Source organism: Enterococcus sp. DIV0802b (assembly GCF_050543535.1).
Lineage (GTDB): Bacteria > Bacillota > Bacilli > Lactobacillales > Enterococcaceae > Enterococcus_D > Enterococcus_D entomosocium.
Window position 1 is genome coordinate 716241 of record NZ_CP172941.1, and the last position, 18073, is coordinate 734313.

The following is an 18073-nucleotide window of genomic DNA, read 5'->3' on the forward strand; positions in this document are numbered from 1 at the left end:
TTGTTTTTGCTTATTCAATAGAAACAGGGCGAACAATTTTCTCGTTTAAAGGAAAGAAATTGGGAAAGCCGTTCATTTTTTGTTAAAATAGGAGCGAGGTGAGCGAGATGACAAGCGAAGAAGCAACAGCGTGGATCCATTCGCGTTTGACATTTGGGCAAAGACCTGGATTGATGCGTGTCGAAGCATTATTAAAACGGATGGGTAATCCTGAAAAAAAGGTGACCATGATCCATATCGCCGGTACGAATGGCAAAGGATCGACCGTCAGTTATTTGCGTAGTCTTTTAGAAGAAGCTGGGCAGCAAGTGGGGACCTTTACTTCCCCACACATTGAAGCGTTCAATGAACGAATTGAAATCAACGGACAATTTATATCAGATGAGGACTTGGTCGCTTGGGTGGAAAAAATCCAGCCGCTGGTTGCTGAAATTGATCGCGATGAAACGTTGACGGGCATTACCCAGTTCGAGATCATTACCGCTATGGCATTAGGCTATTTTGAAGAAAAAAAGGTCGATGTTGCGATTATTGAAGTTGGCTTAGGGGGACTCTTAGATAGTACCAACGTTATTTCTCCTATTTTGACCGCGATCACGACGATCGGCATGGATCACATGGATGTCTTAGGGGATACCATTGAAGCGATCGCTGCCCATAAGGCAGGGATCATCAAGCCGCAAACACCCCTTGTTACTGGCAATATCGTTGAAAGTGCGCTTTCGGTGATCGATTTGAAAGCTGCAGAAGCACAGGCACCCGCTTATCATGCAGGGCAAGAGTACCGTGTGACCTATCGTCGTCCCGATGAAGAATGGGGCGAATTATTTGATTTTGAAAATGAGCATGGCAAAATCAAAGGCTTGAAAACACCGATGTTAGGCCGCCATCAACCAGAAAATGCCGGTGTTGCGATCCAATTATACAGCCTGTATTGCGACCTGCGGCAACTGCCCTTTTCAGCCAAAGAGATTCGCAATGGCTTGCGAAAAGCCTATTGGCCCGCCCGGATGGAACGAATCAGTAGTGAGCCACTAGTGATTATCGATGGTGCCCATAACGTACACGCCATGGCTCGTTTAGTAGATACGATGAAAGAAGAGTTCAGCGAATATCGCATCCATGTACTGTTTTCAGCGCTTGAAACCAAAAACGTCAATGAGATGCTTCAGCAATTGCTATCGATTCCCCAAGCCGAGATTTATTTAACGACCTTCGATTTTCCCAAAGCACTGCATTTGGCAGACGGCTATCAGGAACTTGATGAAAAACGAATCTCAACCGTTTCTTTATGGCAGTTTGGCTTGGCAGAATTATTAGAAAAAATGACCAATGAAGATTTGCTGCTGGTGACAGGATCCTTGTATTTTGTTTCAGAAGTTCGTGAATTGTTATTGGCAATAGGAGGAAGAAATGGCTAAGTTACGTGGTGTGATTTTCGATATGGACGGCTTGATTTTTGACACGGAGCTGCTTTATTACCAAGCGACTCAAATCGTGGCTGATCAAATGGGTATTCCCTATACAAAAGAGTTATACCTAGCCTATGTAGGTGTTTCGGATGAAGAAGTCTGGGCAGCTTATCATGAGAGATTCGATGAAGCCTTTGGTCATCAGATGATTGAAGAATTTATTCAAGCGGCTTTTCAGCAAACGTTGGAAATGTTCCAACGGGGCGAGGCTGAATTGAAGCCGGGGATCCACGAGTTATTGCATTATCTTGATGAGAAAAAGATTCCCCGAGTGTTGGCGTCTAGTAACCAGCGCAAAGTGATCGACACCTTGCTGGAAGCAGCAGACTTAACGGCGGAATTTCCTAAGATTGTCTGCTTTGATGATGTCACACGGGCAAAACCAGATCCTGAGATTTTTGAAAAAGCTCATGCATTACTGGCGGTACCAAAAGAAGAATTGGTGATCCTTGAGGATTCGGCTAACGGTATTCATGCTGCTCATGGGGCAGGGATCTCAGTCATTATGATTCCCGATTTGATCGCGCCGACGACCATCATTGAAGAAAAAGTCTTGAAAGTCTTGCCTTCACTAGAGGATGTCCCAGATTTTCTAGAAACGGCTTTTTCGATTTAACTGTGATTTTTTGCGCATCTTATTCATGAAATACTCTCTCCTTTGCGTATCTTTTATTAGACCGACGCAAAGGAGTTTTTTTATGATCAATGAAACAGAGATTCCCCAAAGCTCGTTTCCACGAGAGCGCTTAGTGCAATATGGGGTTGATGCCCTTTCGAACCAAGAACTGTTGGCAATTTTGTTGCGGACTGGCTCACGGCCCCTAAATGTCTTGGAATTAGCGGCTAGTGTCTTGAATCGTTTTGAAGAATTGTATGAATTAAAAGAAGCGACAATCGATGAATTACAAGAAATTCGCGGCGTCGGACAAATCAAAGCCATCGAGATCAAAGCGATGATTGAATTAGGTGTGCGGATCCAGCGGTCTGTTCAACCAAAGTACGGCAAGATCAACTCCAGTATGGCGATCGCTCATCAGCTGATCCAAGAATTAAAAGACTTTCGTCAGGAGCACTTGCTCGGGATTTATTTGAATACCAAAAATGAGATCATTCAAAAAAAGACGATCTTCATCGGATCGTTGAATCAGTCGATCGCTCACCCACGGGAGATTTTTCATTGGGCGGTACGCTACAGTGCCGCACGAGTGATCGTCGTTCACAACCATCCCAGCGGTAGTCCCCAAGCCTCAGAGGCAGATCTGCTGTTTACACGCCGCTTGATCAAGTGCGGAGACTTGATGGGGATCGAACTACTGGATCATTTAATTATTGGCGACAATGCCTATGTTAGTTTGCGAGAAGAAGGCCTCTGGCATCAAGAAATTTGCTGACACAACGGCTAATTTGCGAACATTATTAAAAATAAAGGTGAATTGTCTAATCGTCTGTCTTGCAAAAAAATACGGGCAAGTGTAAAATATTATTGTAATTTTGTTTGCTGAATAGATGTTGAAACGCACGTTAGGCCTCTATCGCACAAAGGCAATGTTACACATAATTAAGTGCTTATGCACGAGGAGGTTTTTTTATAATGGAACAAGGTACAGTAAAATGGTTCAATGCTGAAAAAGGGTTTGGTTTTATCTCTCGCGAAGACGGTACAGACGTATTTGTACACTTTTCAGCGATCCAAGGTGAAGGATTCAAAACTTTAGAAGAAGGTCAAGCAGTAACTTTCGACGTGGAAGATTCTGATCGTGGACCTCAAGCAGTTAACGTAAACAAAGCGTAAGCTTTCAAACAAACTGCCAGTAAGAGCACTTTGAAATCAAAAACCCAAAAGACCATCGATTCGATGGTCTTTTTTTTGCTTTTTGCAACGGAAAGGAAAAAGGGGAGTTCCCAGTAAACTGAGAACTCCCCTTGCATATGAAACTATAAATTATCCGGTGTCATGATCATTGAAAGGATCATTGGATGACGCTCGGTTTTTTCAAATAGGAATGGCTGTAAAGCCGATGACATCGCTTCTCTTAATTTGTGTTCTGTTGGGTCTGGTTGGTTCAAGACTTCCCGCAATGCACGGAAGAGAATTTGTTGGGCTTCGTTGATCATCTCGCCGGATTCCCGCATGTAAACAAACCCACGAGAAAGAATATCTGGTCCAGCAAGAACTTCTTTCTTCGCCACATCGACTGTCGCTACCGCTAAGACGAGGCCTTCTTCTGAAAGAATACGACGATCTCGTAAGACGACATTTCCGATATCACCGATACCGCTGCCGTCAACATAAACATCATTGGCATTGAAATGACCAGCCAAGCGAGCGGTATCCGCTGTTAAGGCCAACATGTCACCATTTTCCATAATGAAACAATTTTCTTTTGGTACACCGACATCTTGTGCCAACTGGGTGTGGATGTTCAGCATCCGAAATTCCCCGTGGACAGGCATGAAGAATTTTGGCTTCATTAGACGCAACATCAGTTTTTGTTCTTCTTGGCCACCGTGACCAGAAGTATGGATGTTGTTCAATTTGCCATGGATCACGTTTGCGCCAGCTTCCAACAGCAAGTTAATCAGCTGATTGACACTCGTGGTATTTCCTGGAATCGGTGAGCTTGAGAAAATCACGGTATCATCTGGGTGAATTTGGATTTGACGGTGAGTCCCGTTGGCAATCCGACTCAAAGCAGCCATCGGCTCTCCTTGAGAACCCGTACAAAGGATCATCGTTTCATTTGCAGGCAAACGATTGATCTCATGAGATTCCACAAATGTACCATCTGGCACCTTGATATAGCCAAGGCGCTGTCCGTTGACGATTGCATTTTCCATACTGCGTCCAAAAACGGCGATTTTACGTCCAGTCGCAACCGCCGCATCTGCAGCTTGTTGGAGACGGAAAATGTTGGAGGCAAAGCTGGCAAAAATGATCCGACCATCGATTTTTTCAAAAATCTTTTGGATCGAGCTGCCGATCGTTTTTTCTGATTTGGTAAAGGTTGGAATTTCTGCATTGGTACTATCGGAAAGGAGGCAAAGGACGCCTTCTTCACCAATTTTTGCCATTTTGTGCAAGTTTGCTGGTTCGCCCACAGGCGTAAAGTCAAACTTGAAATCGCCAGTTGCGACGATATTGCCAGAAGGCGTTTTGACAACGACACCTAAAGCATCAGGGATACTGTGGGTCGTTCGGAAGAAGCTGATGGACGTTTTACGGAAACGAATCACCGTATCTTCATTGATTTCGTGTAATTCCGCGTCCCGCAATAAGCCATGCTCATCTAATTTGTTAGTGATCAAAGCAAGTGCCAATGGTCCCGCATAGATCGGGATATTGGCTTCCCGCAACAAGTAAGGGATTCCGCCAATATGGTCTTCGTGACCATGAGTAACGATCAAGCCTTTGACTTTCGGTAAATTTTGAACGATGTAGCTATAATCGGAAATGACATAGTCGATCCCAAGCAGTTCATCTTCGGGGAATTTGATTCCCGCGTCAATTAAGATGATCTCATCTTGGAATTGAACCCCATAACAGTTTTTTCCGATTTCGCCAAGTCCACCGACACCGAATACGCCGGTCTCATTATTTTTCAGCGAAACTTTCATCTTAAAACTCCGCTAATTTGAAATCAGCGTTTTCTTTTTCGTAAGCTAAATGTTTTTCATCTAGTTCTTGAACGAACTCGATGTTGTATGGGGTATTTTGTTCCACTAGACGGCGTGCAATCACTGCATCGTCTGCTTCAATGTACAAAGAGTGGGTTTGTTCTCTCTTTGGGTTGCGGTCTTTTGTTTCTTGGTAATAAATTTTGTAAATCATATCTTTTCTCCTTTATCTGCTTTTCGCAGTAGTCTATTTGGTTGATGAATTCGCTGCATCACAAAATCGAGGTCCGAATAAAGTGACCTGAAAAGAAGGCTTCGAGAGCCGCTGCATGCTTTTTTCAGACAATCGTTGTGAGAAAAAAGAGAAAGCCTCGTCTTTGCTTTCCAAATGTCGTCATAAAAAATTCACCGGGTTTGTAAGTCGTTCCACTACAAGTATCCCTAGTTTATCACAGAAAAACGAATAAGTATAGAAACACGTCATTTTTGAAAAGGCTTACTGAAAGAAAATGAAACGACTATTTCCGAAGTTTACTTTTTTTCGTTGAAAGTGCATTACAATAAGAATATTCCTATGCTATAGTAGAAGTAATGAAGTAAAAAAGGAGGGGATTTTTTGAAATTAATGTGGCACTATACGATGAGAAACAAAAAACTGCTGGTTTTTAATTTCATCTGTGTTTTTGGTTTTATTTTGATTGAATTAGGTTTGCCGACGTTATTGGCAAGAATGATCGACAAAGGGATCGCCGCTGGTGATCGCGACTACATATGGAAAATGGGTGCGGCGATGATCGCGATCACCATTGTGGGGATCACGATGAACATTTTGTTAGGCTATTTCACGTCACGTATCACCACTAACATTGTGGCAGATATTCGTGACGATCTTTTTGAAAAAGTCCAAGGCTATTCACATACTGAATATGAAAAAATCGGGGTTTCATCATTGATCACCCGTGTGACCAATGATGCGTATCAAATCATGCTGTTTATGCAAAGCATCTTACGGACGGGTTTGATGACACCCATGATGTTTGTGGTCAGCTTGTACATGGTCATGCGGACAAGTACACAACTAGGATTATATGTCTTGGGGGCATTGCCGATATTGCTAATGGCAGTCATCGCCATTGCCAAAATCTCGGAACCATTATCCACCAAGCAACAAGCCAATCTAGATAAAATCAATGGCATTTTGCGGGAAAATCTCTCTGGTTTACGAGTGATCCGTGCCTTCGTCAATGAAAAATTTGAAGAAAAACGCTTTGGCAAAGTCAACCAAGCCTATGCGTCTAGTTCTCGCAGCTTGTTTCGCTTGATGGCAACGGCACAACCGGGCTTTTTCTTCTTATTCAATATCGTGATGATCTTGATTATTTGGACGGGAAGTATTCAAATCGATCAAGGGCAACTGCAAGTCGGTGACTTGATTGCGTTTATCGAATACATCTTCCATGCGCTGTTTTCTTTCATGCTGTTTGCGACCGTCTTTACGATGTATCCACGAGCGGCCGTTTCTGCTCGCCGAATCCAAGAAGCGTTAGATGCGACTTCTGAAATCAAAGAGCCAGAACAGCCAGTGACAGAAACTAAGACAAAAGGTTTCTTGGAATTTAAAAATGTTACCTTTGCTTATCCGGGACATGCGCAAAGTCCAGTGATTCGTAATGTTAGCTTTACCGCTTCACCAGGTGAAACTGTGGCGTTTATCGGTAGTACCGGGAGCGGGAAATCGACCTTGATCCAATTGATTCCGCGTTTTTACGACGTCAGTGAAGGCCACGTCTTGGTGGATGGCGTTGACGTTCGGGATTACAGTTTAACGACTTTGCGCAACAAGATCGGGTTTATCCCTCAAAAAGCGTTGCTATTTACAGGGACGATCGCAGAAAACCTGCGCTATGGGAAAGAAGATGCCACGCAAGCAGAGCTGGAACGAGCAGCCGAGATTGCGCAAGCGGCCGATTTCATTTCTCGCACACCAGATGGCTTTGATGCTCATTTGGCAGAAGGCGGAAGCAACTTCTCTGGCGGACAAAAACAACGTCTAGCGATTGCCCGTGCGGTGATTCGCCAACCAGAGATCTATATTTTTGATGATAGTTTTTCTGCATTGGATTACCAAACGGATGCAAAATTGCGGGCACGCTTGAAAAAAGAAACCACGGAATCGACCGTTTTGATCGTTGCTCAACGAGTAGGAACGATCATGAATGCCGATAAGATCGTCGTCTTGAATGAAGGCGATGTGGTTGGGATCGGTACCCACAAAGAACTGCTGCAAACTTGTCCAGTATACTACGACATTGCGGCGTCACAATTATCAGAGGAGGAGTTGGCACAATGAAAGCAATCTCTTCTTTAAAACGGTTAGGTGCTTACATCAAACCGTACAAAGTACAATTTATCCTAGTCTTGCTGTTTACAGTTGCAACCGTCGGCTTCAATGCGGCAATGCCGTATGTTTCTGGATTACCGACGACAGAGATCAGCCGCAACATCGCTGCAGGCGAAGGCGTTAATTTTGATTACGTGATCCTTTGCTTGATCTGGATCGCAGTCGTTGGTGTCGGTTACTGTTTCTCACAATTGATGTCAGGGCTGCTGATCACCAACGTTGTCCAATCTGCGATGCGAGATTTGCGGCAAGACATTGAAGAAAAAATCAATCGTCTGCCCGTTTCTTACTTCGACCGCAACCAGCAAGGGAATATCCTGTCAAGGGTGACCAATGACGTGGATGCCGTCAGCGGTGCGATGCAGCAAGCCTTGATCGGGATCGTCAATGCCTTCTTAGGAATCATTATGGCGGTTTCTATGATGTTTTATATCAATACTTACATGGCATTGGTTTCATTGATCATGATCCCAGCCTCCTTATTGATTTCTCGCACAATCGTCAAAAAGTCGCAAAAGGACTTCCAAGGCATGCAAAATGCGTTAGGAGATCTGAACGGCTACGTACAAGAAAACATGACTGGATTCAGTGTGTTGAAAGTGTATGGACGGGAAAAGCAAACACTTGAAGGGTTTAAAAACGTTAACCACCAGTTGCGCTATTACGGCTTTCGTTCTGCCTTTGTGTCAGGATTGATGATGCCACTGGTGCAAATGACCGCTTACTTTACCTATATCGCAATGGCAGTCATGGGTAGTTTTTACGTGATCAGCGGCGTGATCGTTGTTGGTCAGCTGCAAGCGTTCATTCAATACATTTGGCAAGTCAGTCAGCCAATGGGGAACATTACCCAGTTGTCTTCCGTCTTACAAAGTGCCTCAGCAGCAGCAAAACGGGTCTTTGAAATCTTAGATGAGGAAGAAGAGCCAGTCAATCGAACCGATATCCAATTACCGGAACAAATCAGAGGCGACGTGACCTTTGAACATGTCGGCTTTGCTTATGATCCGAAAAAACCATTGATCAAAGACTTGAACTTTGAAGTCAAAGCTGGACAAACTGTGGCGATCGTTGGACCAACAGGTGCTGGGAAAACGACCTTGATCAATTTGTTGATGCGTTTTTATGATGTCAATGAAGGGGCCATCAAGATCGACGGCATCGACACGAAGAAGATGGAACGTCACGATGTCCGCTCACTGTTTGGGATGGTTTTACAAGATGCGTGGTTGTATGAAGGCACGATCGGCGATAACATTCGCTTTGGGAAATTAGATGCCACCGATTATGAAGTCGTTGATGCAGCGAAAACCGCCAATGTGGATCACTTCATTCGTACGATGCCAGATGGCTACGAGATGATCATCAATTCTGAAGGCGACAATGTCTCTTTGGGACAAAAACAATTGTTGACCATCGCCCGGGCAGTCATCTCTGATCCGAAGATTTTGATTCTCGATGAAGCCACCAGTTCGGTAGATACCCGCTTAGAAGCGCTGATTCAAAAAGCAATGGATAAAGTGATGGAAGGTCGTACCAGCTTTGTGATCGCCCATCGTTTGTCAACGATTCGTGAAGCGGATCTGATCTTAGTGATGGATCAAGGGTCGATCATTGAAAAAGGCAATCACGAGACCTTGTTGGCAGCTGGCGGCTTTTATAGCCAACTGTATCAAAGTCAATTTTCAGAAGAAGCCGAGTAAGCCGAAAAGAGCGTCCAGTCTGACTGGCGCTCTTTTTGCATTGTAGCAAGGGTGGTGCTATAGTGAAAAAAGAAAGCGCAGATCCGTTTATGGATTGGAAGGAGAAGTTGATGGACAAAGAACAATCAGGGAATGAAACCCCAAAAACAGTTTCGCCCGCCTCGCCGCAAGCGACACCTTGTTTTGTGGCAAAAAATGCGACGATCGTAGGAAACGTGACTCTAGGAAAAGATAGTACGGTCTGGTTTCAAGCAGTGATTCGAGGCGATGCCAATCGAATCGAAATCGGCGCGCGTACCAATATTCAAGATGGAACGATCATCCACGTTGATCACGATGCCCCGACGATCGTTGAAGACGATGTGACTGTTGGGCATCAGTGTATGCTCCATGGCTGTACCATCAAAAAAGGGGCGCTGGTCGGCATGAGCTCGATCGTTTTGAATCATGCCGTGATCGGCGAAAATAGTTTGTTAGGTGCCGGTTCGTTAGTGACGGAAGGAACCGTCATTCCTCCTAATGTGTTGGCGTTTGGTCGTCCGGCACGAGTGATCCGCCCGTTGACAGAAGAAGAGATCGCCAAAAATCAGGCAAACATCACGCATTACGTGGAGAATGGGCATGCTTACCAACAAGGCCAATATGGCGAAGTCTGACGATGAACCAAAAGACGCAAAAAGGTGTACGAATTGCTTCGTACACCTTTTTATGCAAGCTTATTTCAATTTGTTTGATTCCATGATCTCGTCGATCAAGCCGTAGTCTTTGGCTTCTTGTGCGGTCATGAAGTTGTCGCGATCGGTATCGCGTTCAATCACTTCGATTGGTTGACCAGTACGTTCTGACAAGATTTTGTTCAGACGTTCGCGGGTTGCCAAAATGTGGCGGGCAGCAATTTCAATCTCAGTTGCTTGACCTTGTGCGCCACCTAATGGTTGGTGAATCATGATTTCGGCATTTGGTAACGCAAAGCGTTTGCCTTTTTCACCAGCGGTCAATAAGAATGAACCCATAGAAGCAGCCATCCCCATAACGATGGTTTGGACATCGGCTTTGATAAAGTTCATGGTATCAAAGATCGCTAGACCAGCAGTAACGCTTCCGCCAGGCGAGTTGATGTACAAGTAGATGTCTTTTTCAGAATCTTGCGCGTCTAAGAATAAAAGCTGAGCAATGATCGAGTTTGCTAAGTCATCGGTTACTTGACCACTCAACATAATGATCCGGTCTTTTAATAGACGAGAATAGATGTCATACGCTCTTTCACCGCGAGATGATTGTTCAATGACAGTAGGAATTAAATTCATAGTGATAGTCCTCCTAAAAATCGTTATAGATATAGTTTAGCATAAAGTTTTCGCAATATCTAAGAGATAGTATACCGATTAGGTCAAGAAAGGTCAAATAAAAAGTTCGTTATCTTTTTTGCGAAACTTTCAAATATGATACAATATTAAAAAAGGAATGAGGAAGGATCGAAGAATGGCAGTAGCAATAGCAGGTTTGATTGGCGTCTTAGTGGGCGCATTGTTAGTAACCATCATTTTTAATTTACGCATACGGTATGAGGAACAAAAAGAAAAACAACGCCGTTTGTTGGAGCATAAAGTCAAAGAAATCGAAACGCTGGTTTTATTGAATCAAAAAATCAGTGAGATTCTACAAAAACGGGTCATGCTGATGGATGAGTATGTCAGCTTTGATGCTTTTGATGACTGTTATATCACCATCGATGATTTCGCCTATCTACAATCTTTTGCGGCGCAAAATAGTTTTTATCTACCGAATTTTTTCTTGGAAGAATTTTTCAAAAAAATCGGGACACGTCGGGTGATTTTGTCGCCAGAGGAAACCGTTAAGATCGGTGGGTATACGTATAAAGGCGGTCGGATCATTATGGAAAATTTCCTTGATCAATTGGTTGAAATGGTCAATGAGCGTAAAAACCAAATGAAAAACATGACGAGCGAACCGTTGACCTATTTTTCAAAAACGATTTGATTCTTCTGGTCAGTCGGTCGCCTTGGTTAAGGTAACCAAACCATAGTATCGACGATTGCACTTTTTCAACTGATCACACACACTCTTACTGCGATCATAGTAAGAGTGTTTTTCTTTGACCGAAACAAAGCGCTGTCCCCTTAAAAGGATCAAAACAAACAGAGGCTTTTTGGTTCTAGCAGATTCCATGGTAAAATAAAGAGTGAGAATGGAGTGAAAGAATGATGGTACAAATCGTTGCCCACCGCGGGAGTAGCGGCAACCGACCTGAAAACACGCTACCGGCCTTTGCGGAAGCGGTGCGGGTCAAAGCTGATATCATTGAGTTAGATGTGCATCTATCAAAAGATGGCGGCTTGATCGTCATGCATGATGAAACGGTTGATCGAACGACCAACGGCAAAGGTCGGATCTGTGACCTGACGGTTGCTGAACTAAAAGAACTCAACGCCGGCAGCTGGTTTTCTGAGGAATTCCAAGCCGCCAAAGTCCCCACGCTAAAAGAAGTGTTGGATTTACTTGCAGCGAAGAATTATCGTGGCATTTTGACGATCGAATTAAAAACCGATCATTATGAGTATGAAGGAATCGAAGCCAAAGTATCCGACTTATTGAATAGCCAAGAATGGCCTTTTACTCATTGGTATTGTTCCTTCAATATCGAGACTTTGGATCGGATGCATGCGATCGAACCGGATGCGATCCTTGATTTTATTATGGGACGCGGGGAAGACAAACCACCGTTGGCGCTCAGCCGACCGTATATCGAAGGAATTCATCCGGCCTATCGCTGGGTCCAAGAGACAGCAACGGTCTTGACTGATTTTCCGATTGCGATCCGTCCGTGGACTGTCAATGAAGAAGCGGCGATTCGCACCTGCTTGGCTTTGGGGGTGACCGGGATCATCACCGATTTTCCAGAAAACGCTCGGGCAATTGTGCAGCAGGTCCGCGAGGAAACAAAAGGATGAAAAAAGTCTTAGTGATCGTGGGACCGACCGCAGTCGGTAAAACCGCCTTGAGTATCCAATTAGCTCAAAAATACCATGGGGAGATCATCAGCGGGGATTCCATGCAAATTTATCGACAATTAGATATCGGTACCGCCAAAGTGACGAAGGAAGAAATGGCAGGGATTCCTCATCATTTGATCGATATTCGTGCAATGACGGAAACGTATTCTGCGGCTGATTTCCAGCAAATGGGGCGTGAGGCCATTGAGACGATCCAGCAGCAAGGAAAGCTGCCGATCGTTGTGGGGGGGACAGGGCTATACATCCAAGCGCTTTTGTATGACTTTCGTTTAGGGGCAGAAGAAGGCGACCCAACGATTCGTCAGCGCTATGAACAAGAAGCAGCAGCCATCGGCAAAGAAGCTCTATGGCAAAAGCTGCAGGCGGTCGATCCCTTGGCAGCAGCGAAGATCCACTACAACAATGAGCGGAAAGTGATTCGTGCGTTGGAGGTTTTTGAAATGACTGGCGAAAGTATTGCTGCACCAAAAGAAACACCGCAAGTTTTGTACGATTTCTTCATGATCGGTTTAACCACTGAGCGAGAATTGTTATACCAGCGAATCAATCAGCGAGTGGACTTAATGATGGATCAAGGTTTGATCGAAGAAGCAAAAGCTGTTTTGCAGTATCCAGAAACGCAAGCCGCCAAAGGGATCGGCTACAAGGAATTTTTGCCCTATTTTCACGGGCAGGCCACATTGGATGAAACAATTGAGCAAATCAAGCAAAACTCACGCCGCTATGCCAAGCGGCAGCTGACGTGGTTCAATAACCGAGCACAGCCCCGATGGATTGATTTAGTGAGACAACCTGAAGAACAACGTACCCTTGAAACAGAAATCAACCAATGGTTGGAGGAGAAAAGATGAGCCAAGAACGTGTGATTCTTGTCGGAGTAGAAACGGAGAAAAACTATCTTCATTTTGATTCGTCAATGAAAGAATTGAAAAGCTTAACAAAAACCGCCAATGGTGAAGTTGTTTTTTCACTGGTGCAAAAACGGCAGCAAGTCGATCGACAAACCGTGATTGGCAAGGGGAAAGTTGCGGAATTGCAGCAGTTGGCAGAAGCACATGAAGCAGATCTAGTGATCTTCAATCATGAACTGACACCAAGGCAAAGCCAGTTGATCGGTGATGCGCTAGAAGTGCCAGTGATTGATCGCGTCCAGCTGATCCTCGATATTTTTGCGATGCGTGCCCGTTCCAAAGAAGGAAAGCTGCAAGTAGAATTGGCGCAGCTGGATTATTTGCTTCCACGTTTGATAGGGCAAGGAAAGAACATGTCTCGGCTGGGGGGCGGAATCGGAACGAGAGGGCCAGGGGAAACCAAGCTGGAGACCGATCGTCGACACATCCGCAACCGCATCACCATCATCAAACGGGAATTGAAGGAAGTGGCCGCCCATCGAGACCGGACACGCCAAAAGCGCAAAGACAGCCAAGTCTTTCAAATGGGCTTGATTGGTTATACCAATGCCGGAAAATCAACTATTTTAAATATTTTGACCAGTGCGGATACGTATGAACAAGACCAGCTGTTCGCAACACTCGATCCGTTGACGAAACGCTGGCGGATGCCGGAAGGATTTGAAGTCACCATTACCGATACGGTTGGCTTTATCCAAGAATTGCCGACCCAATTGATCGATGCGTTTCATTCCACACTGGAAGAAAGTCAAAACATGGACTTCTTGCTGCATGTCGTCGATGCCAGTTCCGAAGAACGGGTTCAGCAAGAGGAGACCGTCTTGAAGTTAATGGAAGAACTTTCTTTGACCCAATTACCGATGTTGACGGTCTATAATAAGGCGGATCGCATCGACGCCGATCAGTTTGTCCCAACGCTCTTTCCCAACGTCTTGATTTCGGCAAAGAGTACCAAAGGCAAAGAACGCTTGACTCAGGCGATCAAAATGGAGTTGATGCAGATCATGCAGCCTTATCATCTGGTTCTGCAAGCCGATGAAGGCAATGCGCTGAATCGTTTAAAACGGGAGTCACTAGTTTTGAGCAATGCCTTCGATGAAGCAACACAGACCTATCATATCAAAGGATTTGCGCTTGAGGATACCTATCCACTACGCAGAATGGCGCAAGAACAGGAATAAGCAGAAACGGTGCAACCGATGCACCGTTTTTTTGTCGTGACAAAATTATGAAGTATAAGTGGTTTGGCTTGCTTTGAACGCAAAAACCGAACATTTTTGGCTAAAGCACCATTTCTTCCATAAAAACAACTGCTTGAACATACGATCAAATCAAGGACCTAATGAAAAAATCAAAAAAATTTGCATTCATGTCACTTTTTCTAACATGAGGGGTTGACACGCAAAAAAAGAATTGGTATAGTTTCCATAAAGTTACGCAGCATCATTGAAACGGAGGGGAGCCAAGTTATGCGGGAAAAAGAATTGCGGCGCTCAATGTCAGTCTTTCCTATCGGAACAGTCATGAAATTGACCGATCTCACCGCCCGTCAAATTCGTTATTACGAAGAACAAGAATTGATCCACCCGGAACGCAGCGATGGCAATCGACGCATGTATTCGCTGAATGATATTGATACCTTGCTAGAGATCAAAGACTATCTTTCCGATGGACTGAACATGGCTGGGATCAAACGAGTTTATGAAATGAAAGTTGCCAAAGAAAAAGAAGCGAAGAACAAACCGCCGCTGACCGATGAAGATGTTCGTCGAATTTTTTATGATGAACTCTTGGCTCAAGGTGGATTGAATCAACAACAGCCATACCAGCAAAAAGGTCCACGAATGTAGAACATTTGTAGATCATTGCTGTGATATAAAAAAAGAATTGGGAAAAAGGAAGGGATACTATGCCAAAATTTGAAAGAACTGCCGAAGACATCAAACAAATCGTAAAGGATGAGAACGTGCGCTTTTTACGCTTGATGTTTACTGATATTTTAGGAACAAACAAGAACGTTGAAGTACCTGTAAGTCAATTAGATAAAGTACTGGAAAACAAAATGATGTTTGACGGTTCTTCTATTGAAGGATTTGTCCGTATTGAAGAAAGTGACATGTATCTGTATCCTGATTTGTCGACATGGATGATCTTCCCTTGGGAAAGTGAACATGGCAAAGTGGCTCGTTTGATCTGTGATATCTACAATCCAGATGGCACCCCATTTGCAGGCGACCCTCGCGGCAACTTAAAACGGGCATTAGCGGACATGCAATCCCTTGGCTTTACTTCTTTCAATCTTGGACCAGAACCAGAATTTTTCCTATTCAAATTAGATGAAGCAGGCGAAATCACAACGGAATTAAACGACAAAGGCGGCTACTTCGATTTTGCCCCAACCGATCTAGGGGAAAACTGCCGTCGCGATATCGTATTAGAATTAGAAAGCCTTGGCTTTGAAGTTGAAGCGTCTCACCATGAGGTAGCACCAGGGCAACACGAGATCGATTTTAAATATGCGGATGCAGTGGAAGCATGTGACAACATCCAAACCTTCAAACTTGTCGTGAAAACTATTGCTCGTAAACACGGCTTGCATGCAACCTTCATGCCAAAACCATTATTCGGCATCAACGGTTCAGGCATGCACTGCAACATGTCCTTGTTCAAAGGCGATGAAAATGTCTTCTTTGATGAAGAAGGGCCAATGCAATTAAGCCAAACAGCGTATCACTTCTTAGGCGGTTTGATCGAACACGCCCGTGCTTACACAGCTGTCTGCAACCCAACCGTCAACTCCTACAAACGCTTAGTGCCAGGTTACGAAGCGCCTGTATACGTGGCATGGTCAGGACGCAACCGTTCACCATTGATTCGGGTACCAGAATCAAGAGGCTTGTCAACGCGTTTGGAATTGCGTTCGGTTGACCCATCAGCCAACCCATACTTAGCAATGGCTGTTTTACTGCAAGCAGGACTTGATGGCGTTAGACGTGAGTTGACACCACCACCAGCAGTCGACCGCAACATCTACATCATGAACGAAACAGAACGTGCAGAAGCACAAATCGAAGATCTGCCATCAACGATCCACAATGCCATCAAAGCATTGCGCAAAGATCAAGTGATGATCGATGCTTTAGGCAAACACATCTATGCCAACTTTGTCGAAGCAAAACGATTAGAATGGGCAGCCTTCCGCCAAACAGTCTCCGAGTGGGAAAGAGAACAATACTTGGAGCTATACTAAAATCGCAAGAAAACCGCTAGAGATAAACAATCTAGCGGTTTTTTTATGATGAACTCAGCTTTTATCCTAATAATTCTCGGTTTATTTATTTCCGATAGTCAATAACTGGTTGATCAAAATTTGAACAGAAAAACATTGCGAAGCTAGAGCGGTTCTGTCTATAAGGCGCGTAAATTTTGCCTGATCATTGAGAAAAAATAAAAAATACCAGTCGGGCGAGGACTGGTAAGAGGAAGAAAAATAGTTTTGGTATAAAGCTAGCATAGCCGGTCAAAGTAAAATGAACCTTAAAAAGTAGAAAGTTTCTTGTAAGAAGTCCTTATTCGTCAAAGGTTTCCAGCTCAGACAGTATTTTTGCTGGGACTTCTGATTGAGGGACTTCATTGGGACCCGAGATGACACGGGTTTTACTGATCTCTGCTTTGACTAAGGTATTTGGCGCGAATGGCTTCACATTTTCACCAGAAAGATCATAGGTCATGAGTTCTTTCTCGCCGTTTTTCTTAACAAACTCAAACGTGTACTTATACGTAAAGGAGCCATCGATTTTTTCACCGGAATCGCTGTACGTTTGGGTCTTTTCTAGGACTTTGTTGGGCGTGATGGCATAGGCCGTTATCCCTTGATAAGTTGTTGTATAGTAAGTGTAGCCAAAATAGCCACCTACTGCTAAAATCAAAACGCCAAGCGTCAAAAGTAGTTTTTTCATGTGCATCGATCCTTTCAATTACTGGGTTTACTATAGCATGATGGAGCCGAAATCATTCATCGAAATGGATAACAATATTGTAAGTTTACTGTTTATTATCAAAAAGCTTGTAATTTTCTGTTTAACAATTGTGATAATGAAAAACATTTCTGAAACCTTCCTGCAACATTGTAATGTTATTCTCTTACTTGTGCCCGATAGCGGGACAAATAATCAAAAGAGAGGTTTTTTCATTTGAAAAAATTTGCATTTACAGTTGTTGCAGGATTTGGTTTATTCGTTGGAGGAACAGTTGTTTCAGCAGCAGAACAAACCCATGTTGTCGAACCAGGAGACACCCTATCTGGGATCGCTGCTACTTATCAAACAACGATCGAAGACCTTTTAGCTTTGAATGATTCGATCGAAAATCCAAATATGATTTTTGATGGCGAAACATTGTTGGTTTCTAACGATGGCCAATCAGTAGAAAACAAAGAAACAAGTACGAAAGAAAGCACAGAAAAAAGTGAATCTACAGCGACTGCTAACGTGAGTCAAACCCGTTCAAGCATTCCTGGTGCTGGTTCTGGAGTCCTGAATCCAGTGGATGGGATCAACTACTTCAATGGTGTGAGAGAATCGTACTACTCACAAAAAGTTTTGCCAGGAGGCGGATTGAACATCCCTGGACGCCATGTAGCCTCTGACGGAACGATCCGTGATGCCGATGGGTACATCGTTGTTGCCAGTGACAATCAACCGAAAGGTTCGACCGGTCAATCATCCTTAGGTGCCTACAAAGTCTATGACACAGGTGTCGGTCATAGCGGTATTGATGTTTATACGAATTGGTAAACAAGTAGAATACGAGTAGAGACGAGCGCATTTTAGAGCTCGTCTTTTTTTGATTGCCGAGAAAAAATCGTCATCTGGTCTAGACTAATTATTGTAATTCAACACAACCTGTGGTATTATTGGACTATACCAAATAGAAA

Annotated in this window: 18 protein-coding genes; 14 read left to right on the forward strand and 4 right to left on the reverse strand. The window is 44.0% G+C overall.

Features of this window, described 5'->3' with window-relative positions:
- The first annotated feature begins 107 nt into the window (after positions 1 to 107).
- The 4 genes from IGJ12_RS03290 to IGJ12_RS03305 all read left to right on the forward strand — a co-directional run bounded on the left by IGJ12_RS03290 (position 108) and on the right by IGJ12_RS03305 (position 3264).
- The gene (locus IGJ12_RS03290; protein ID WP_301388048.1) at positions 108 to 1421 is read left to right on the forward strand and encodes a bifunctional folylpolyglutamate synthase/dihydrofolate synthase; all 1314 of its coding nucleotides are present in this window, start codon (positions 108 to 110) and stop codon (positions 1419 to 1421) included.
- Positions 1414 to 2088, forward strand: a complete 675-nt coding sequence (locus IGJ12_RS03295; RefSeq protein WP_016611929.1) for an HAD family hydrolase — start codon at positions 1414 to 1416, stop codon at positions 2086 to 2088. The genes IGJ12_RS03290 and IGJ12_RS03295 overlap by 8 nt, the downstream gene beginning before the upstream one ends.
- Positions 2089 to 2170: 82 nt before the next feature.
- A complete protein-coding gene (radC, locus tag IGJ12_RS03300) occupies positions 2171 to 2863 on the forward strand; it encodes a RadC family protein (protein WP_008377042.1) in 693 nt (230 codons plus the stop codon).
- A 200-nt stretch (positions 2864 to 3063) separates the two neighbouring features.
- Entirely contained in the window at positions 3064 to 3264 is a 201-nt protein-coding gene (locus IGJ12_RS03305; RefSeq protein WP_005225155.1) for a cold-shock protein, read from the forward strand.
- Between the two features lie 143 nt (positions 3265 to 3407).
- Here IGJ12_RS03305 and rnjA read toward each other — a convergent pair whose 3' ends face one another.
- Both rnjA and IGJ12_RS03315 read right to left on the reverse strand, forming a co-directional pair.
- Positions 3408 to 5087, reverse strand: a complete 1680-nt coding sequence (gene rnjA / locus IGJ12_RS03310) for a ribonuclease J1 (protein ID WP_005237517.1) — start codon at positions 5085 to 5087, stop codon at positions 3408 to 3410.
- Between the two features lies 1 nt (position 5088).
- Complete coding sequence (locus IGJ12_RS03315; protein WP_005225157.1) at positions 5089 to 5301, reverse strand: DNA-directed RNA polymerase subunit epsilon; 213 nt, start codon at positions 5299 to 5301, stop codon at positions 5089 to 5091.
- A 402-nt stretch (positions 5302 to 5703) separates the two neighbouring features.
- Between IGJ12_RS03315 and IGJ12_RS03320 the strand changes: the two genes are divergently transcribed.
- The 3 genes from IGJ12_RS03320 (at position 5704) to IGJ12_RS03330 (ending at position 9847) form a co-directional block, all read left to right on the forward strand.
- Entirely contained in the window at positions 5704 to 7437 is a 1734-nt protein-coding gene (locus tag IGJ12_RS03320; RefSeq protein ID WP_420694651.1) for an ABC transporter ATP-binding protein, read from the forward strand.
- Complete coding sequence (locus IGJ12_RS03325) at positions 7434 to 9191, forward strand: ABC transporter ATP-binding protein (protein ID WP_005237514.1); 1758 nt, start codon at positions 7434 to 7436, stop codon at positions 9189 to 9191. Before IGJ12_RS03320 ends, IGJ12_RS03325 begins: the two co-directional genes overlap by 4 nt.
- A 62-nt stretch (positions 9192 to 9253) precedes the next feature.
- Positions 9254 to 9847: a gamma carbonic anhydrase family protein gene (locus tag IGJ12_RS03330; protein WP_260605111.1), complete on the forward strand. Its 594-nt coding sequence runs from the start codon at positions 9254 to 9256 to the stop codon at positions 9845 to 9847.
- A 60-nt stretch (positions 9848 to 9907) separates the two neighbouring features.
- Here IGJ12_RS03330 and clpP read toward each other — a convergent pair whose 3' ends face one another.
- Complete coding sequence (gene clpP / locus IGJ12_RS03335) at positions 9908 to 10498, reverse strand: ATP-dependent Clp endopeptidase proteolytic subunit ClpP (RefSeq protein WP_005225161.1); 591 nt, start codon at positions 10496 to 10498, stop codon at positions 9908 to 9910.
- Between the two features lie 175 nt (positions 10499 to 10673).
- Here clpP and IGJ12_RS03340 point away from each other — a divergent pair, with 175 nt between their 5' ends.
- From IGJ12_RS03340 to glnA, 6 genes are all read left to right on the forward strand, one after another.
- Positions 10674 to 11192 (forward strand): hypothetical protein, encoded by a 519-nt coding sequence (locus IGJ12_RS03340; RefSeq protein WP_008377057.1) that lies wholly within the window; start codon positions 10674 to 10676, stop codon positions 11190 to 11192.
- A 221-nt stretch (positions 11193 to 11413) separates the two neighbouring features.
- Positions 11414 to 12163 (forward strand): glycerophosphodiester phosphodiesterase, encoded by a 750-nt coding sequence (locus IGJ12_RS03345; protein ID WP_087665118.1) that lies wholly within the window; start codon positions 11414 to 11416, stop codon positions 12161 to 12163.
- A complete protein-coding gene (gene miaA / locus IGJ12_RS03350; protein WP_008377061.1) occupies positions 12160 to 13077 on the forward strand; it encodes a tRNA (adenosine(37)-N6)-dimethylallyltransferase MiaA in 918 nt (305 codons plus the stop codon). Before IGJ12_RS03345 ends, miaA begins: the two co-directional genes overlap by 4 nt.
- Positions 13074 to 14318 (forward strand): GTPase HflX, encoded by a 1245-nt coding sequence (gene hflX / locus IGJ12_RS03355; protein ID WP_005225165.1) that lies wholly within the window; start codon positions 13074 to 13076, stop codon positions 14316 to 14318. Before miaA ends, hflX begins: the two co-directional genes overlap by 4 nt.
- A gap of 288 nt (positions 14319 to 14606) precedes the next feature.
- Positions 14607 to 14987, forward strand: a complete 381-nt coding sequence (locus IGJ12_RS03360) for a MerR family transcriptional regulator (protein WP_005225166.1) — start codon at positions 14607 to 14609, stop codon at positions 14985 to 14987.
- A 59-nt stretch (positions 14988 to 15046) separates the two neighbouring features.
- Positions 15047 to 16387 (forward strand): type I glutamate--ammonia ligase, encoded by a 1341-nt coding sequence (gene glnA, locus IGJ12_RS03365; RefSeq protein WP_005225167.1) that lies wholly within the window; start codon positions 15047 to 15049, stop codon positions 16385 to 16387.
- A gap of 319 nt (positions 16388 to 16706) precedes the next feature.
- On the opposite strand, the gene IGJ12_RS03370 is transcribed toward glnA, so the two are convergent.
- On the reverse strand, positions 16707 to 17096 hold the full coding sequence (locus IGJ12_RS03370; protein ID WP_430619351.1) for a DUF1093 domain-containing protein: 390 nt from the start codon (positions 17094 to 17096) through the stop codon (positions 16707 to 16709).
- A 234-nt stretch (positions 17097 to 17330) separates the two neighbouring features.
- Between IGJ12_RS03370 and IGJ12_RS03375 the strand changes: the two genes are divergently transcribed.
- Positions 17331 to 17933, forward strand: coding sequence for a LysM peptidoglycan-binding domain-containing protein (locus IGJ12_RS03375; protein ID WP_016620555.1), 603 nt, complete (start codon positions 17331 to 17333; stop codon positions 17931 to 17933).
- Positions 17934 to 18073: the final 140 nt, after the last annotated feature.

Excerpts from the sequence above, each read along its gene's own strand:
- IGJ12_RS03315 (WP_005225157.1), bottom strand. The coding sequence starts at position 5,301 with ATGATTTACAAAATTTATTACCAAGAAACAAAAGACCGCAACCCAAAG.
- IGJ12_RS03340 (WP_008377057.1), top strand. The coding sequence starts at position 10,674 with ATGGCAGTAGCAATAGCAGGTTTGATTGGCGTCTTAGTGGGCGCATTG.
- IGJ12_RS03290 (WP_301388048.1), top strand. The coding sequence starts at position 108 with ATGACAAGCGAAGAAGCAACAGCGTGGATCCATTCGCGTTTGACATTT.
- glnA (WP_005225167.1), top strand. The coding sequence starts at position 15,047 with ATGCCAAAATTTGAAAGAACTGCCGAAGACATCAAACAAATCGTAAAG.
- IGJ12_RS03295 (WP_016611929.1), top strand. The coding sequence starts at position 1,414 with ATGGCTAAGTTACGTGGTGTGATTTTCGATATGGACGGCTTGATTTTT.
- clpP (WP_005225161.1), bottom strand. The coding sequence starts at position 10,498 with ATGAATTTAATTCCTACTGTCATTGAACAATCATCTCGCGGTGAAAGA.
- radC (WP_008377042.1), top strand. The coding sequence starts at position 2,171 with ATGATCAATGAAACAGAGATTCCCCAAAGCTCGTTTCCACGAGAGCGC.
- miaA (WP_008377061.1), top strand. The coding sequence starts at position 12,160 with ATGAAAAAAGTCTTAGTGATCGTGGGACCGACCGCAGTCGGTAAAACC.
- IGJ12_RS03345 (WP_087665118.1), top strand. The coding sequence starts at position 11,414 with ATGATGGTACAAATCGTTGCCCACCGCGGGAGTAGCGGCAACCGACCT.
- rnjA (WP_005237517.1), bottom strand. The coding sequence starts at position 5,087 with ATGAAAGTTTCGCTGAAAAATAATGAGACCGGCGTATTCGGTGTCGGT.
- IGJ12_RS03360 (WP_005225166.1), top strand. The coding sequence starts at position 14,607 with ATGCGGGAAAAAGAATTGCGGCGCTCAATGTCAGTCTTTCCTATCGGA.
- IGJ12_RS03370 (WP_430619351.1), bottom strand. The coding sequence starts at position 17,096 with ATGAAAAAACTACTTTTGACGCTTGGCGTTTTGATTTTAGCAGTAGGT.
- hflX (WP_005225165.1), top strand. The coding sequence starts at position 13,074 with ATGAGCCAAGAACGTGTGATTCTTGTCGGAGTAGAAACGGAGAAAAAC.
- IGJ12_RS03325 (WP_005237514.1), top strand. The coding sequence starts at position 7,434 with ATGAAAGCAATCTCTTCTTTAAAACGGTTAGGTGCTTACATCAAACCG.
- IGJ12_RS03305 (WP_005225155.1), top strand. The coding sequence starts at position 3,064 with ATGGAACAAGGTACAGTAAAATGGTTCAATGCTGAAAAAGGGTTTGGT.